Annotated in this window: 12 protein-coding genes; 8 read left to right on the top strand and 4 right to left on the bottom strand. The window is 60.1% G+C overall.

Going from position 1 to position 16,377, the window contains the following annotated elements:
• Nucleotides 1–9 precede the first annotated feature (9 nt).
• Both ACR0I7_RS10525 and ACR0I7_RS10530 read right to left on the bottom strand, forming a co-directional pair.
• Nucleotides 10–1,923, bottom strand: coding sequence for an ABC transporter substrate-binding protein (locus tag ACR0I7_RS10525; RefSeq protein WP_480510746.1), 1,914 nt, complete (start codon nt 1,921–1,923; stop codon nt 10–12).
• Nucleotides 1,916–3,688, bottom strand: coding sequence for an ABC transporter ATP-binding protein (locus ACR0I7_RS10530; protein WP_480510748.1), 1,773 nt, complete (start codon nt 3,686–3,688; stop codon nt 1,916–1,918). The genes ACR0I7_RS10525 and ACR0I7_RS10530 overlap by 8 nt, the downstream gene beginning before the upstream one ends.
• Before the next feature lie 206 nt (nt 3,689–3,894).
• Here ACR0I7_RS10530 and ACR0I7_RS10535 point away from each other — a divergent pair, with 206 nt between their 5' ends.
• The 7 genes from ACR0I7_RS10535 to ACR0I7_RS10565 all read left to right on the top strand — a co-directional run bounded on the left by ACR0I7_RS10535 (nt 3,895) and on the right by ACR0I7_RS10565 (nt 11,932).
• Entirely contained in the window at nt 3,895–4,416 is a 522-nt protein-coding gene (locus tag ACR0I7_RS10535; RefSeq protein ID WP_480510750.1) for a class I SAM-dependent methyltransferase, read from the top strand.
• 94 nt (nt 4,417–4,510) lie between these two features.
• Nucleotides 4,511–5,140 carry a glutathione S-transferase gene (locus ACR0I7_RS10540; RefSeq protein ID WP_480510752.1) on the top strand — a complete coding sequence of 210 codons (630 nt, stop codon included), beginning with the start codon at nt 4,511–4,513 and terminating at the stop codon, nt 5,138–5,140.
• Nucleotides 5,141–5,236: 96 nt separating this feature from the next.
• Nucleotides 5,237–7,639, top strand: coding sequence for a GcvT family protein (locus tag ACR0I7_RS10545; RefSeq protein ID WP_480511167.1), 2,403 nt, complete (start codon nt 5,237–5,239; stop codon nt 7,637–7,639).
• Complete coding sequence (locus ACR0I7_RS10550) at nt 7,636–9,156, top strand: trimethylamine methyltransferase family protein (protein ID WP_480510754.1); 1,521 nt, start codon at nt 7,636–7,638, stop codon at nt 9,154–9,156. Before ACR0I7_RS10545 ends, ACR0I7_RS10550 begins: the two co-directional genes overlap by 4 nt.
• Nucleotides 9,157–9,171: 15 nt before the next feature.
• Nucleotides 9,172–9,846 carry a TetR/AcrR family transcriptional regulator gene (locus ACR0I7_RS10555; RefSeq protein ID WP_480510756.1) on the top strand — a complete coding sequence of 225 codons (675 nt, stop codon included), beginning with the start codon at nt 9,172–9,174 and terminating at the stop codon, nt 9,844–9,846.
• Nucleotides 9,843–11,147 (top strand): NAD(P)/FAD-dependent oxidoreductase, encoded by a 1,305-nt coding sequence (locus ACR0I7_RS10560; protein WP_480510758.1) that lies wholly within the window; start codon nt 9,843–9,845, stop codon nt 11,145–11,147. The genes ACR0I7_RS10555 and ACR0I7_RS10560 overlap by 4 nt, the downstream gene beginning before the upstream one ends.
• 56 nt (nt 11,148–11,203) lie before the next feature.
• Nucleotides 11,204–11,932 carry a hypothetical protein gene (locus tag ACR0I7_RS10565; RefSeq protein ID WP_480510760.1) on the top strand — a complete coding sequence of 243 codons (729 nt, stop codon included), beginning with the start codon at nt 11,204–11,206 and terminating at the stop codon, nt 11,930–11,932.
• On the opposite strand, the gene ACR0I7_RS10570 is transcribed toward ACR0I7_RS10565, so the two are convergent.
• The gene (locus ACR0I7_RS10570; protein ID WP_480510762.1) at nt 11,920–15,348 is read right to left on the bottom strand and encodes an indolepyruvate ferredoxin oxidoreductase family protein; all 3,429 of its coding nucleotides are present in this window, start codon (nt 15,346–15,348) and stop codon (nt 11,920–11,922) included. The genes ACR0I7_RS10565 and ACR0I7_RS10570 overlap by 13 nt on opposite strands.
• 144 nt (nt 15,349–15,492) lie before the next feature.
• On the opposite strand from ACR0I7_RS10570, the gene ACR0I7_RS10575 reads away from it, so the two are divergent.
• Nucleotides 15,493–15,951, top strand: a complete 459-nt coding sequence (locus ACR0I7_RS10575) for an Lrp/AsnC family transcriptional regulator (protein ID WP_480510764.1) — start codon at nt 15,493–15,495, stop codon at nt 15,949–15,951.
• Between the two features lie 3 nt (nt 15,952–15,954).
• On the opposite strand, the gene ACR0I7_RS10580 is transcribed toward ACR0I7_RS10575, so the two are convergent.
• Nucleotides 15,955–16,344 carry a DUF3307 domain-containing protein gene (locus ACR0I7_RS10580; RefSeq protein ID WP_480510766.1) on the bottom strand — a complete coding sequence of 130 codons (390 nt, stop codon included), beginning with the start codon at nt 16,342–16,344 and terminating at the stop codon, nt 15,955–15,957.
• Between the last annotated feature and the right edge of the window lie 33 nt (nt 16,345–16,377).

Below are 16,377 nucleotides of genomic sequence, written 5' to 3' on the forward strand. Positions count from 1 at the left end.
CTGCTCCTGTCAGTCGACGAAAAAGAACTCGTCGGGGCGGTGAATGCCAAAATGTGCGCCGGGTTCCCATGCCCACATGGCCTGTTCGGGCACATTGCGCAGGCGGTTGGAGACCACGATGGGTTGCGGAGCGCCGTTCAGAATGCCGATGGCATAGAGCTGATCCGCATGGATATCGAGCATTTCCGCCCAGATGGCCTCGCGCTCTTCATCGGTCGAGGCGACCTCCCAATCATGAGCCAGCGCCATCAGGCGTTCAGCGTCGGGCATGTCGGGCGGCTCGCCCGCGTCACCGCCGGTTTGATAATACTGCCCCCATTTGGGCCAAGCCAGAAAGACCTGATCGGTCGGGGCCAGATACGCGGGCGAGGTATGGGCCTGCGGGATGCCATCATCCCAGCCGAACCAGACCGATGCCATGGTATTGCCTGAGAACACACGGTTGCGCAGGATGTCGCGATCCAGCGGGCGCATGACCAGCTTGATCCCGATATCGCGCCAGTTGTCGGTCACGATCTGCAGGGCGTTTTCTACCTCTTGCCGTTCCCCCGCTGTTTCAATGATCAGCTCCATCGGGCGACCGTCAGGCAGCAGGCGGATGCCATTGCCGTCGCGCTGCTGCAACCCGGCGTCGTCCAGCAGGGCGTTGGCCTGCTCGAGGTCATATTGCGCCCAAGCTTGCGCGTTTTCTTCATCGTAGAAAGGCGAGGCCGGCAGCACTGACATCGCGCCCGGATGGGCCAGCTTGAAATACAGCGCCTGATTGATTGTCTTGCGGTCAATCGCCAGAGAGAGGGCGCGGCGGACCCGCACGTCGCGCAGGATTTCACGCCAGCCGTCATCCTCAAAGTTCAGGTTCGGATAAATCGCAATCTGCGACGCGACGCCGGTTTTCCACAAGAGCGTCGTGTAGTTGCCGCCGGCCTCGCCCTTTTTCAGGATTGAGGCATCCCGGAACGCCAGCCCGCGCCCTTGCAGGTCGCTTTCACCCGCATTGGTTTTGGCGGCGACCAGACCAGGGGCCACAATCTCCATCTCGACAACGTCGATATAAGGCAGTTGCACACCTTTCGAATCGATCCGGTGATAATAGGGATTGCGCACGAAGTTATGGCGGATTTTCTTACCTGAGCTTGCATTCAGCCACGGCTGTAGGGTCGGCAGCTTGTGATTGTCGAACTTATAGAGGTTATCCAGCTTGTTATGCAGGGCCGCCCAGCTTTTGACGCGCGCGTCTTCGACCTCAAAAGCGAGATCTTCGGCATCGGCGAACTTCTCATGATACTGTTTCAGGAATTCCGCCGGACGATAGATGAAGGGCGGTCGTGCCTGTGCGAGCGATTGCAGGAAATCCGGATTGGGGTCTGCCCATTCATAAACCACGGTTGTTTCATCAGGAAACGACACGGTAGGGGGCTTGCCTTCGACGATCAGAAAATCTGGCGGGCCTGAGGGGCTAAGCAGCTCGTTATTGGCCACATCTTCCCACCAGTACCGGAAATCTTCCGAGGTAAACGGGGTGCCGTCGGACCATTTATGCCCTTTGCGCAGATGCAGGGTGAATTTCCGGTTCTCTTCATTGTCGTAGGAGTCCAGCAGGTCGGGCACGATGACATAGTTTTCGTCAAAGCCCACCAGCCGGGCATAGCCATAGACCACCATCTGCCGGATGTCTTTCGACCGCGTGACCATGGTGCGTAATATGCCGCCTGGTGCACCGAACTCTCGCCCTTTGGCAGACAGATCAACGATCAGGGGTTCCTGTGGCACACGGTCCTGAATTGGCGGGAGGTTTCCGCCATCCACTTCGGCCTTCCAGAAGTCGCTTTCCTGAAGATCGGGGATATTTTCTGCCGTGGCGGGCAGCATCCAGGCAAAGGCCAGCGAAGTGGCCAGAAACAAGTTTCGAGTGGTGCTAAACATGACAACGTACCTTATGGCCGGGCTCTGTCTCCACCAGTGAGGGTATCATGGAGTCAGAAAATCTGTAGGCTTCATCCCAACTGTCCGGGGCACCCGCGCCCAGAGCAACCAGTTTCAGGTCGATCGGGCGGTTGATGTCGGGCTCGGGCTGGGCGGCGATCAACGCCTTGGTGTAGGGGTGGCGGGGATTGTAGAACAATGTCTCGGGCGGGGCCTGTTCCACGACAAGCCCCTGACGCATCACAGCAACTTCGTCGGCAATGCGCGCAACAACCGCCAAATCGTGAGAGATAAAGAAATAAGACAGGTTCAGGGTGTCCTGCAGCTGCTCAAGCAGCGTAAGGATCTGTTCCTGAACCGAAACGTCCAGCGCCGAGGTCGGCTCGTCACAGACAATCAGCGACGGGTCCAGCATCATCGCGCGGGCAATCGACAGGCGTTGCCGCTGGCCGCCGGAAAAGGCATGCGGATAGCGTTTGAGCATATCGGCATTCAGGCCCACCCGTTCCAGCATCGCGGCCGCCTTGTCGCGTTGTTCGGCGACCGAGCCGATGCGGTGAATCTCCAGCGGTTCGGTCATCGCGTCCTGAATGCGCATGCGCGGGCTAAGCGAGCTGTAGGGGTCCTGAAACACCATCTGCGCCTTGCGCTGAAACGCGGTACGTTCGGCGCGGGTCATGCGGTGAACCTCGATCGGGTCGTCACCGGCCGCGGGACGGAACAGGATTTCGCCGCCGTCATCGGGCAATTCTGCCCCCAGCGCGATCCGGGCGGCGGTGGTCTTGCCCGATCCGCTTTCGCCAACAATGGCCAGTGTCTTGCCCCGCGCCAGTTTGAGGTCGACGCCCCGGCAGGCAAAAATCTGTTTGTCCGCACGCCACCCTTTGCTGGATCGCATGGTGTAGGTTTTGCAGACATTCTTCATCTCGAGGATCAGATCCTCATCAGGCATCGGAATGCCGACGGCATCCTGATCCGGGATTTCCGGTGCTGCGTCAAACAGCTGGCGGGTATAGGGATGGGCGGGCTCATTCAGGATCAGGTCGGCGCGCCCGGCCTCCATCACACGGCCCTTGTGCATGACGACGACCTGTTCGGCCATATTGGCAACCACGCCCAGATCATGGGTCACAAGGATCAGCGCCATACCGGTTTCGCGCTGCAGTTCCTTGATCAGGCCCAGAACCTGCGCCTGTGTTGTCACATCCAGCGCGGTGGTGGGCTCGTCTGCGATCAGCAGTTCGGGTTTCGAGACCATCGCCATCGCTATCATCGCCCGCTGGCGCATCCCACCCGACAGTTCGAACGGATAGGAATCATAGGCGCGGGCAGGGTCGGGGAAGCCGACGCGCTCAAACTGGGTCAGGACCTCTTTGCGCGCCTGCGCCTCGGACGCGTTGCGATGCAGCCAGAGAACCTCGCTGACCTGATTGCCGATTTTGTGCAGCGGCGACAACGAGCGCATCGGCTCTTGAAAGATCATCGAGATCCGATTGCCGCGAATGCCGCGCATCTGCCGTTCCGAGATCTCGGTCAAAACCGCTGAGCCCTTGGAATCATTCAAAGTAATCGAGCCGCTGCGAATTTGTGCCGTGCGAGGCAGGATGCGCAGCGCAGCCCGGCATGAGATGGTTTTGCCCGAACCAGACTCGCCGACCAGCGCCAGAGTCTGACCGGCCTCGACGTCAAAGTTCACATCTTTGACAACCGGTTCTCCTGCGCCAAAGCCGATGCTCAGGTCGCGGACGGATAGTAACGCCGTCATGCGGCGAACCCGCCTGGTGGGCCGAGTGAGGATATCGGCATTAAAACTCCCTGTTTTTTAGGCACAGTTTCGCGCGCTTGTGCCTGACTAGTCAAACACCTTCTTGGGGGGAATTGTCGCGAAATTGTGAAATTCGGGCCTGTGCACCTACACAAAGTGTTGAGTTTTTGCCATCTAAGGCAGGTTCGGCCCCAACCTGGCGCCGAATGGTATCAAAGAGAGATTATAACGTGCCCGACAATCAAAGCCGTCTGGATCTGTTCATCGACCGCATGGTGTCTCAGCGCGCCTGTTTGGATTTTGCCATTGATCAAACCTCTGATCAGCACGGCCCGGTGTTCGAACTGGGGCTGGGGAACGGGCGTACATTTCACCACATGATGCAGCGGATACAGGGTCGACCGGTCTTTGTTTTTGAACGTGCTGTTGCCTCGCATCCCGATTCAACGCCGGATGACGCGCAGCTTATTCTGGGGGATGTCCGCGAAACGCTGCCGGCCTCGGTGGATCGGTTCGGGGCCACGGCCAGCCTGATCCATGCAGATCTGGGTGGGCACAATCGGGAAAAGAACGACGCCTTTGCCCGGTTTGTCTCGCCCCTGATCGAGCCGCTGTTGGCCCCCGACGGGCTGATGGTGTCGAGCGACCGCATGTATTTCGAGGGTCTGACCGAGCTGCCACTGCCCGAAGGGGCGGTGGACGGGCGGTGTTTCATCTACCGCCGCTGATCATGGTGTAGTCGGGTCATCGGGAGAAGTGACTCGATCCCGCTGATGAATGCGGTCTAACCTTCTGGCATTTCCAGAAAGAAGGATCGCATTGATGCTGTTTTACGATTGCTCCACCGCCCCAAGCCCCCGCCGCGCCCGGATGTTCATTGCCGAAAAGGGATTGGACATTGAAACCCGGGACATCTCGATTGCCGAAGGCGCGCAGCTGGACACGGCGTTTCGCGCGATAAACCCCCGTGCGACGCTTCCGACGCTGGTGACGGATGAGGGGACGGTGCTGACGGAAAACCACGGCATTGCCGCATATCTCGAGGCCCAGTTTCCCAAGCCGCCGCTGATGGGGCGCACGGCCGATGAAAAGGGGCTGGTTCTGATGTGGAACGCCATTGTCGAGCAGCAGGGTGGCGCTCCGATTGGCGAGACGTTGCGCAATACACATCCGGCCTTCAAGGGGCGCGCAATCCCCGGCCCGGTGAATTACGAGCAAATCCCGGAGTTGGCGCAGCGCAGCGCGGCCCGTGTGCCGGTGTTTTTTGATCTGCTGGAGCGCCGGTTAGAGGACAGCGTCTATATTGCGGGCGACGGATTCTCGTTCGCGGATATCACCGCATTTGTTTTCGTGGATTTCGCACGCGTGATCAAAATGCGCATTCCCGATGGGAACCGGGCCACGCAAGCCTGGTTCGACAAGGTTCAATCCCGCCCCAGCGCGAGCCTCTAAGGGCAGAGGGCCTTGCTGATCAGTCTGGACAGAAATGTCTAGACAGAGGTGAACAGTGCGATTAGCGTCACCCTGTCTCATCCATGGGAGGTCGGGGTGAAATCTCAGTATCGCGTTGTGGTCATCGGGGGCGGCGTCGTGGGCGCCTCGGTTCTGTATCATCTGGCCAAGTTCGGCTGGTCGGACGTGGTCATGCTTGAACGCAGGCGTCTGGCCTCGGGGTCCTCATGGCATGCGGCGGGGGGTATTCACGCGTTGAATGCTGATCCCAATATGGCGTCTTTGCAGGCTTATACCATTGACCTGCTGAGTGAGATCGAAAAGGAATCCGGTCAGAATATCGGTCTGCATATGACCGGGGGGCTGACGCTGGCCGGTACGCCCGAACGGTGGGAATGGTTGCAATCGAATTATCGTATCTTCCAGTCCATTGGCATTGATGATTGTGAGCTGCTCTCGCCCGAGGAGGCGCAGAAACGCTGTCCCATCATGTCCACCGATGGCGTGCTGGGCGCGATGTGGGCCGACCGCGAGGGGTATATCGACACTACCGGCACCGTGCAGGCCTATGCAACAGCGGCCAAGAAGCGCGGTGCGGAATACTATGAAGAGACCAAGGTTGAGGAACTGATCCAGACCGACGATGGCTGGCAAGTGGTGACCGACAAGGGCACTATAACTTGCGAGCACGTGGTCAACGCAGCGGGCCTTTGGGCCAAGCAGGTCGGGCGCATGGCGGGGATCGAACTGCCGGTGTCGCCGCTGAAGCACCACTATCTGATCACGGATACCATCCCCGAGGTGGCCGAAGCCGATTTTGAGATGCCGATGACAGTCGACCTGGAAGGCTTCACTTATATGCGACAGGATCAGAAGGGAGTTCTGGTTGGTATCTATGAGGTCGATCACGAGCATTGGGCCATGGACGGCGCGCCGTGGACCTATGGCGAAGAGTTGTTTCAGGAACAGCTGGAGCGGATCGAAAATGAGCTGACGCTGGGCTTTGAGCGGTATCCGTCGATCCAGAATGTCGGCATCAAGACATGGGTGAACGGGGCGTTTACCTTCTCGCCCGACGGTAACCCTTTGGTCGGACCGGTGCCGGGCAAGCGCGGGTATTGGTCGGCCTGTGCGGTGATGGCCGGGTTCCTGCAGGGTGGCGGCGTTGGCAAGACGCTGGCCGAATGGATGATTCATGGCGAGCCCGAGGCTGACGCCTGGCCGATGGATGTGGCGCGCTATGGCGATTATGCGCAGAACAAGCGATACATTCGTGAAACGACGGGGCAGTTCTATTCCCGCCGGTTCGTGATGACCTATCCGAACGAGCAACTGCCGGCCGGTCGCCCGCTGAAGATGGCCCCAGCCCACGATGCGATGACCGAGGCGGGATGCAAATGGGGTGTCAGCTGGGATCTGGAGGTTCCGCTGTATTTCGCGCCGAAAGGGTTCGAGGAAACGCCAACGCTCAAACGGTCAAACGCGCATGAGATCGTGGCTGAGGAATGCCGGGTGATCCGCGAGGGCGTGGGTCTGATGGATATCTCGGGCTTTTCGCGGTTCGAGGTGTCGGGACCTAATGCCGAGATTTGGCTGGATAAGATCATGGCGTCGAAACTGCCTGCGCCGGGGCGTGCCAAGCTGGCCCCGATGCTGGGCGAGACTGGGCGACTCAAAGGGGACCTGACGGTGCTGAACTGGGGCGATGGCACGTGGTGGATCATGGGCAGTTACTACCTGCGCGCCTGGCATATGCGCTGGTTTGACGATCACATGATCGACGGCGTTTCGGTGCGTGATCTGGGCGAGGAATATTGCGGCTTTGCCGTGGTTGGTCCGAAATCGCAGGCGGTGGTCGAGAGACTGGCGGAACAGGATATTTCGGGCCTGAAATTCATGGGCTGCGGCGATTTCGACATTGGTCTGGTCCGCGCCCGTGTCGCGCGGATGTCTGTGACGGGCGAGAAAGGGTATGAGATCAACTGCCGCTATGGCGATCATATCAAGCTGCGCCGGATGCTGTTGCAGGCTGGCGCCGATGAGGGCATCCGCGAGTGCGGGTTCAACGCGATGCTGTCGACGCGGCTCGAAAAGAGCTTTGGCATCTGGTCAGCCGAGTTCACACAAGCCTACACGCCGGGCATGACGGGCATGAGCCGTTGGGTCGACTGGGATAAGGACTTCGTCGGTAAGGATGCAGCGATGGCCGAGCGTGATGGGAACGGTCCGGATCAAGTGCAGGTGACGTTGGAGGTAGACGCGCTGGACGCTGATGCCAGCGGCTATGAACCGGTTTGGTCCGGGGATGAGCGCGTGGGTTTTGTCACCTCGGGTGGGTACGGGCATTATCTTGGCAAGTCGCTGGCCATGGCGCTGGTCAATCGCGACAAGGCCGCGCCGGGGACAGAATTGTCGGTACATGTGGTGGGCGTTGAACGGCCCGCGCGCGTTGTCGCGCCATCGCCATATGATCCGCAGGGCAAGGCGATGCGTGCATGACGCGCCGGGGTCGCAGAGCGCGCACCGCCGCTGCGGATACGCCGCAACGGCACGTGGACTATCGTACCCTGCGCAACCCGTTTCCGCCCATGGCTGCCTTTTCCGAGGATCGGATCGAAGCGTTGCACGAGGCATCGCTGCGCGTGCTGGAAGAGATCGGCATCAAGGTTCTGCTGCCCGAGGCACGCAAGCTGTTTCAACAGGGCGGAGCGCGGGTGCAGGATGAGATGGTCTATATCGGGCGCGATATGGTTGAGGCGGAGCTGAAGACCGCACCCCGTTCCATCCAGATGAAAGGCGCTGTGCCGGATCGGGATATCACGCTGGAACTGGGGCGGCTGGTGTTTCAGCCCGGCGCGGGTGCCCCGCACGCAACCGATCTGGAGCGCGGACGGCGGCCCGGAACGCTCAGCGATTTTCGCGAGATGGTTCAGATCACTCAGCATTTTGACGTGTTGCATATGGTGCCCCCGCTGGTCGAGGCGCAGGACATTCCGATGCATCTGCGTCACTACGCGATGACCGAGGCAGAGCTGACGCTGAGCGACAAGGTGCCATTCATCTACGCGCGTGGGACACCGCAGGTGCTGGATGGATTTGAAATGATCCGCGGCTTTCGCGGATTGTCGGATGATGAATTCCGCGCGCAGCCATGGTGTTATACGATCATCAACACCAACTCGCCGCGTGTGATCGACATGCCGATGGCGCAGGGGCTGATCGACTTTGCCCGCGCGGGCCAGATGTCGATTGTAACGCCCTTTACCCTGATGGGGGCGATGGCCCCGATCACCGTTGCTGGCGCCATGACGCTGAGTCACGCCGAAGCGCTGGCCGCCATCACTCTGACCCAGATGGCCAATCCCGGCGCGCCTGTCTGTTATGGTACGTTTACCAGCAATGTAGACATGAAATCGGGCGCACCGGCCTTTGGAACACCGGAACATTTCACCGCTTCGCTGGTCGCGGGGCAGCTGGCGCGCAAGCTCGGGTTGCCGTGGCGTTGTGCCGGGGGAAGTGCTGCCAATATCAACGATGCGCAGGCCGCGAATGAGACGCAGTTCGGCCTTTGGGGCTGCCTGATGGCGGGGGCGACGGTGGTGATTCATTCCGCCGGGTGGCTGGAAGGTGGGCTGACCGTGTCCTTTGAGAAGATTATCACCGATCTGGAGGTCCTGCAGATGGTGGCCGAACTGTGCGCGGGCACCCCGGCCACCGATGCTGATATCGCGCTGGATGCGTTGCGCGAGGTTCAGCCCTCAGGCCATTTCTTTGGGGCCGGGCACACGATGGAGCGATATCAGACCCAGTTTTACGAGCCGCTGGTGGGTGACTGGTCGAATTTCGGTACATGGAGCGAGCGCGGGGCGGTGGATGCAAATCAACGGGCCACTGACGTCTGGAAGTCGATTGTGCAGAACTTTGAGCCTCCGCGTCATGACCCGGACCGAGTCGAGGCGTTGCGCGCCTTTATCGCGCGGCGTACGGAAGAGGGCGGCGCATCGCCGGAAAGCTGATCGGGGGCAACGAGAATGACGACAAAACCAGTTCTTCACCGAGACGACCCGGATGCCGAACCCTTGGGAGGCAATGTCAAAGTCACGCGCGATGACTGGCTGAACGTGGCCATGGATGTGCTGATCTCGGACGGGGTCGAGCAGGTCAAGGTTTTGAACCTGGCTGAGCGGATGGCCGTCTCGCGCTCGTCCTTTTATTGGTATTTCAAGTCCCGGCAGGAGCTGCTGGACGCGCTCTTGGCGCGCTGGCAGGCGACGAATACGGCGGCTCTGATCGCGCAGACCGAGGCTGAGGCTCAGACCATAACGGCGGCTGTCTGCAACGTGCATCGCTGCGTTGTGAATACCGCGCTGTTCGATACAGCGCTGGATTTCGCGGTGCGCGACTGGGCGCGCCGGTCGGGCAAGGTGCGGCGGATGCTGGATCAGTCGGACGCGCGGCGGCTTGAGGCGTTGCATGCGATGTTCGCCCGCTTCGGATACCCGGCGGACGAGGCAGAAACGCGGGCGCGGGTGCTGTACTACATGCAGATCGGCTATGACCTTGCACAGTTGAACGAACCGCTGGCGACGCGGCTGTCACTGGTGCCGCACTACCTTTACGTCTTTACCGGGGTTGAGCCGCAGCAGGCAGAAATCGACGAATTCAGCGCCTATGCGCGCCGTTATTGGGAGGGCGATCCATCATGAGCCAACCGGAAGCAATCATCATCGGAACCGGCGTGATCGGCGCGGCCATTGCGTTTGAGATGTCCAAGGCCGGATGGAAAACCCTGTCACTGGATCGCAATACACAGGTGGGCCATGGCTCAACCGCGGGGTCGTGCGCGATCATTCGGATGCACTATTCCACCTTTGACGGCACCGCCTTTGCCTGGGAAGGATATCATTATTGGCGGGACTGGGCCGCCTATCTCGGGCTGCCAGAGCAGGCCAATCTGGCGCAGTTCCGCGAGACCGGGTGTCTGGTCATGAAGACAGAGGCCAACGGGTTTCTGGAAAAGCACAAGCAATACAGCACCGAGCTGCATTGCCCGTTCGAGGATTGGAGCCCGGAGCAGATAAGAGAACGGTTGCCGATCTATGCGCTGGACAGCTTTGCCCCGGCAAAGCAGATGGAAGACCCCGGATTTGGCCAGCCGAACGGTGCGCAGATGCAGGGTGCGGTCTACTGGCCCAAGGCGGGCTATGTCACTGATCCGGCGCTGTCGGCACAAAATCTGATGGATGCCGCCAAGGCGCTGGGTGCCGAGCTGCGCACCGGTGCAGAGGTCGCCGAAGTTCTCACCAGCAATGGCCGGGTTTCCGGCGTCCGGCTGGCCTCGGGCGAGGACGTTCATGCGCCGGTTGTTGTCAATGTTGCAGGCCCCGGGTCATCCATCATCAACCAGATGGCGGGTGTGTTGGAGGATATGACCATTGAAACGCGCCCTCTGCGGCAAGAGGTTGTGCATGTTCCGGCGCCCGAGGGGTTTGATTTCGAACGGGACGGCACGATTGTTTCAGACAGCGATATCGCCTGCTATTGCCGACCCGAACATGGCAATCACATCCTGATCGGCTCGGAAGACCCCGAATGCGATCCGCACCAATGGTGCGCGGATGATGTGCAGTATGATCGCGACTTCACCGAGCAATGGACCACGCAAGCCATGCGCTATGCGCAGCGTGTGCCCAGCCTGGGCATTCCGTCAAAAACGCGCGGTGTAGTGGACTTGTATGACGCGTCGACCGACTGGATACCAATCTATGACAAATCCAGTCTACCCGGCTTTTACATGGCCTGTGGGACCAGCGGCAATCAATACAAAAACGCCCCCATCGCGGGTAAGATGATGGCCGCGTTAATTGGGTATTGCGAAAATGGCGGCGACCACGACGCGGAACCGCTGCGGTTCGAGCTGCCCTACATCGAACAGAGCATCGATGTCGGGTTCTATTCCCGCAAGCGACCGATCAATACGGAAAGCAGTTTTTCCGTTTTGGGCTAGAGCACCCAAGAAATCGCACTAAGTCCCTGTCGGAGTGGGAAAAGGCGTATCGCGATATGGAAAAAGGTCCGAAGGTTCTGGTGCTGGGCAGCGCGCCCTCGGCCCTGCAGGCGCGGGAATGGTTGCGCGCGCCTTTTACCCATGTGGTTGCCATCAATAACGCTTGGCGCGTTCGGGACGATTGGGATTTTCTGATACATCCCGAAGATTTTCCTGTGGAAAACCAGCCCCCGGCCATCGGACCGGTCCAGCGGATCATCACGGCAGAAGATTATGTGCCCGCGCAAAACGCCTATGGCGGGTTTGTCTATGCCGGTGGCACGATGGCGTTCACTGCTGGCTATTGGGCGCTGGCTGCGCTGCGGCCTTCGGTGCTGGCCTATCTGGGATGTGACATGGTCTATTCCAGTTCGGGCAACACGCATTTTTACGGGCAGGGAACAGCCGATCCTTTGCGGTCTGACATCACCTTGCGCTCGTTAGAGGCCAAATCGGCGCGACTGGCGCTGCTGGGGGCAGAGCAGGGCTGCCATGTGGTGCGGCTGTCGACCGGGGCAAGCCGTCTGGCCTTTCCAAGCGTCTCTCGAGCGGACCTGCTGGCTGCCGGTTTGCCCGAAACACAAGGCGTTCCGCAGGTATTGGCGGCCGAGGCCGAGATCGGATACGCGGTGCCGTCGGGCCGCTATTGGGAGGTCGAAGAGCAGTTTAACCCGCAGGTTGTGGACCGGCTGGATCAGCGTTGGCTGGCAACCTACAGGGCGTCGGTGCTGGATCAGGTGGCCTGAGACAGGTGATCTTGGATCAACTGCGCGGCCTTCTGACGGGCGGTTTCGGCGGCTTTGATCCGAACCGGCCCATAGCCCCGGATGTCACCTGCGCAGTCAAGAATGTTCTGCCAGATGTTCGCATCGGTCTCCTGATACCGGGCCAGCAGAGTATCCAGCAGACCTTGATACCAGACCAGAATATCGCGATGCAGGCGCGCCTCGGCATGATAGCCAAACGGGTTCAGGGCTGTTCCTCGCAGAAAGCGTAGGCGTGAGAGGCCGTTCAGAACCGGCTGTAGCCACGACCCAAAGGCCCGTTTGAGCGGGCGACCGCCCGCATCTTTGCGCCAGCTCAGCAGAGGCGGGGCCATGTGGTACTTGACCTTGAAATCGCCCTGAAAGGCCTCTGACAGTTCATTGGCAAAGTGCGGGCTGTTCATCAGGCGCGCGACCTCGAATTCGTCTTTGTAGGCCATGAAGCGGAACAGGTTGCTGGCCACGCTGCGCAGCAGCTGGGCCTGCGCCTCGGGCAGCGCCTCGCGGATATGGGCGATCCGGTCAGTATATGTCCGGGCATAGGCTGCATCCTGATACTCGCGCAGGAAATCAGCGCGCCGGTGGATCATCTGATCCAGTGTTTCATCACCTTCCGTGGTGTCTTTGTGCTGGGCCAGCCGCTCGGGCTGTGCTGCAAGCGCGCGCCCGACGGCAAAGGCCAGCCGGTTTTTATCGGGGGCGACGCCGTTCAGCTCAATCGCCTGTTCCAGCGCGCTGTGCGATACCGGCACGAGGCCCTGCTGCCATGCGTAGCCCAGCATGATCACATTGGCGAACACCGCATCGCCCAACAGGGCCTCGGCGGTGCCATTGGCGTCAAAGCCTGACAGGTTGTCGGTGCCGACCACATCCCGGATTGCCTGTTCGCGGACCGCAACATCCAGCTGCGCATCGCGGCGCAAAACCAGATCACCGGTGGGCATCTCCGCGCGATTCAAAACGACTCGCGTGCCGTTCCTGTAATGGGCGGATGCCTTGGGGGCCGAGCTGACCACGACGTCGCATCCGATCACCGCGTCCGCAGCGCCCTGATCAATGCGCACCTGATTGAGCATCGCCGGGCTGGCCCCTAGGCGGATATAGCTGAGGACAGTGCCGAACTTTTGCGCAAATCCGGTGAAATCCAGCACCGATGTGCCTTTCCCCTCAAGATGAGCGGCCATGGTGATCAGGGCCCCGACGGTGACAACACCGGTTCCGCCAACCCCGGTGGCCAGCAGGTCAAAGGGACGATCCAGCGGCGGCAGGGCGGGATCAGGCAGACCGGCGGTAAGCGTGCCGGGGTCGAGATCCACGGTTTTCTTGCGGCGCGTGCCGCCTTCGACGGTGACAAAGCTGGGGCAGAACCCGTTCAGGCAGGAATAATCCTTGTTGCACGAGCTTAGGTTGATCTTGCGTTTCCGGCCCAGTGGCGTTTCGCGGGGCTCGACGCTCAGGCAGTTGGACGCGACCGAGCAATCGCCGCAGCCCTCGCAGACCAGATCGTTGATCCAGACGAACCGTTTGGGGTCGTCCAGCGTGCCGCGTTTGCGCCGGCGGCGTTTTTCCGTTGCGCAGGTTTGTTCGTAAATCAGGATGGTGACGCCGGGAATGTCGCGCAATTCCCGCTGCACAATGTCCAATGCGCCGCGATCATGGAATGTGGTGCGCGCCGGGAAATCCTCGGTGCGGAATTTTGAGATGTCATCCGAGACGATGGCAATCCGTTCGACCCCTTCGGCACGGCAGGTCTGCGCGATGGCCGAGACACTGACCGGGCCGTCAACCGGTTGGCCACCGGTCATGGCCACTGCGTCATTGTAGAGGATTTTGAAGGTGATGTTCGTGTCGGCAGCCACCGCCTGACGGATGGCAAGCGAGCCTGAATGATACCAGGTGCCCTCGCCGAGGTTCTGAAAGATATGCTTGCCGCCGTTGAACTTGGAGGCCACCACATGCGGCACCCCTTCGCCGCCCATTTGCGCATACCCGACGGTTTCGCGGTCCATCCAACTGGCCATGACATGGCAGCCAATGCCGCTGGCTGCGATCGAGCCGTCGGGCACTTTGGTCGACGTATTATGCGGACATCCCGAACAGAAATACGGCGTGCGGGTGGCCCCCGGCACGGTGATCAGCGATGGTGGCGTGTCGGTCAGCGCCCGGGCTTTGGCGGGCAGGTTCTCTGCCGGGAAAAAGCGATCCAGCCGCGCGGCAACAATCGGGGCCAGCATCAGGGGGCTGAGCTCGCCCGTCCACGGGATCAGCGGTTCGCCATGGCTGTCATATTTACCGACCATCTTATGCGGCTTGTCGCCCGGCCAGTCGTAAAAGTATTCCTTGAACTGGCTTTCGATGATGCCGCGTTTCTCTTCGACCACCAGAACCTCGGCCTTGCCTTTGACAAAGCGCAGGGCGTTGCGCCGGGCCAGAGGCCAGACCATGCCGACCTTGTAGATGTCTATGCCCAGCCGACGGCAGGCCACCTCATCCAGACCCAGCAGCCGCAGCGCTTCCATCAGGTCCAGATGACCTTTGCCGGTGGTCACAAAGCCAAAGCTGGCGTTTTCGATGTCATAGATGCGCCGGTCAATCGGATTGGCCTCGGCAAAGGCGCGCACGGCGCGCAGTTTGTGCCGGATGCGGGTTTCGATTTCAGGTGAGGGCAGGTCGGCCGACCGGACATGCAGGCCGCCTGCGGGCAGGTCAAGTTCAGGCAAGATGAAGGTTCGGTCGGGCCTCAGGTCGACCGAGCGTGCGCTTTCGACGGTTTCCGAGACGGCCTTGAAACCGACCCAGGTGCCCGAGAAACGCGACAGGGCAAAGCCATAAGCGCCGAAGTCCAGATATTCCTCGACTGACGCGGGGTTCAGAGTTGGCATGAACCACGCCATGAAGGCCACATCAGACTGGTGCGGCATAGAAGAGCTGACGCACCCATGGTCATCCCCGGCGACCACCAGAACCCCGCCTTTGGCTGATGACCCATAGGCATTGCCGTGTTTCAACGCATCGCCCGATCGGTCCACGCCGGGGCCCTTCCCGTACCACATGGAAAAGATCCCCTCGACCGCGCAGTGCGGGTCCAGCGTAGCCTGTTGCGCGCCCAAAACAGCCGTTGCGCCCAAATCCTCGTTGACGGCAGGCATGAATTTGATCTGGTCGTTCTGCAGCCGGTCTTTGGCACGCCAAAGCTCAAGGTCCAGGCCCCCGAGTGGTGAGCCGCGATAGCCCGAAACAAACCCAGCCGTGTTCAGACCAGCCTGCCTGTCGCGCCTTGCCTGATCCATCATGATCCGCGCCAGGGCCTGTGTGCCGGTCAGAAAAACGCGGCCCTCGGTCAGATCATAACGATCGCTCAGTTGATAGGTGCGCAGGGTGGGTTGAGGGTGGCTCATCGCTTGGGTCCGACTGGCTGGTGACTGGAATGAGAGGATAATTCTTTTCTGCTGGAAAGATGTGCCATTCTGCCTTGTCAGAGGCTAAATATGTGGAGATATTGTTCAGTAATGAGGGGAAATCTGGATAGGAAAACCGATCAGATGCAGTTGGATTACCGCGATCGACGTATATTAACGCAGCTGCAAAAGGACAGCCGCATTTCGAATGCCGATCTGGCGGCGGCTGTCGACATGTCGGCTTCGGCGCTGTGGCGACGCGTGCGGGCGCTGGAAGACGCAGGCATTGTTGAACGTTACGGGGCCGTCGTGAACCCGGTGGCCATGGGGCTGTCATTCGAGGCGATTGTTCATGTGCATCTGACGCGGCATGACCCGGAAAAGATCGTGGAGTTCATTCGCGCGATAGAGATCAGCCGAGAGGTTCAGGAATGTTATGCCACAACCGGGCAGGCCGATTATCACCTGCGGGTGTTATGCGCTGACCTGACAGCTTACAATACGTTTCTGGAGGATTTCCTGTTCCGCCTGCCCGCTGTGGCCAGCGCGCAGACCAATGTTGTTCTGAGGCCGATCAAACGCAACCGACCGGTCGAGCTCTGATCTTCAGACGACGAATTTCACCCAGGCCCAGGCCATCGCGATATAGGTCAGGTTGTGCAGGCATTGATCCAGACCGGCAGCCCGCCAGAATGCGGCCTGATCGGGTTGCAGCCGTCTTTTGTCGGAATAGCTGGCTTTGAAATAGTCGATGTTGAAATGAACGACCCATTCCAGCGCAACGATTGCAAGAATAAACGGCAAAGGCGCGCCAACAATCAAAAAGGCAAGAATAGAGCCCACCACATGCACGGCAGCATGTTGAGCGCGCCCCATGTGAAAATATTCGCCACGCCCGGATAACATCTTGGGCGTTTGCAAATAGAAATCGGCAAACATGTGCTTTATCTGCAGCAAGCAGAGCAACAGCAGCAACGTGCCAAGAGTCGCAGGCAAAAGTACCTCCCGATATCGTCCTGGAATCAGACA

Source organism: Ruegeria sp. AM1 (genome assembly GCF_056540745.1).

Bases quoted from the DNA above. Each gene is read 5' to 3' on its own strand.
- ACR0I7_RS10525 (WP_480510746.1), bottom strand. From the start codon at position 1,923: ATGTTTAGCACCACTCGAAACTTGTTTCTGGCCACTTCGCTGGCCTTT.
- ACR0I7_RS10530 (WP_480510748.1), bottom strand. From the start codon at position 3,688: ATGACGGCGTTACTATCCGTCCGCGACCTGAGCATCGGCTTTGGCGCA.
- ACR0I7_RS10535 (WP_480510750.1), top strand. From the start codon at position 3,895: ATGGTATCAAAGAGAGATTATAACGTGCCCGACAATCAAAGCCGTCTG.
- ACR0I7_RS10540 (WP_480510752.1), top strand. From the start codon at position 4,511: ATGCTGTTTTACGATTGCTCCACCGCCCCAAGCCCCCGCCGCGCCCGG.
- ACR0I7_RS10550 (WP_480510754.1), top strand. From the start codon at position 7,636: ATGACGCGCCGGGGTCGCAGAGCGCGCACCGCCGCTGCGGATACGCCG.
- ACR0I7_RS10555 (WP_480510756.1), top strand. From the start codon at position 9,172: ATGACGACAAAACCAGTTCTTCACCGAGACGACCCGGATGCCGAACCC.
- ACR0I7_RS10560 (WP_480510758.1), top strand. From the start codon at position 9,843: ATGAGCCAACCGGAAGCAATCATCATCGGAACCGGCGTGATCGGCGCG.
- ACR0I7_RS10565 (WP_480510760.1), top strand. From the start codon at position 11,204: ATGGAAAAAGGTCCGAAGGTTCTGGTGCTGGGCAGCGCGCCCTCGGCC.
- ACR0I7_RS10570 (WP_480510762.1), bottom strand. From the start codon at position 15,348: ATGAGCCACCCTCAACCCACCCTGCGCACCTATCAACTGAGCGATCGT.
- ACR0I7_RS10575 (WP_480510764.1), top strand. From the start codon at position 15,493: ATGCAGTTGGATTACCGCGATCGACGTATATTAACGCAGCTGCAAAAG.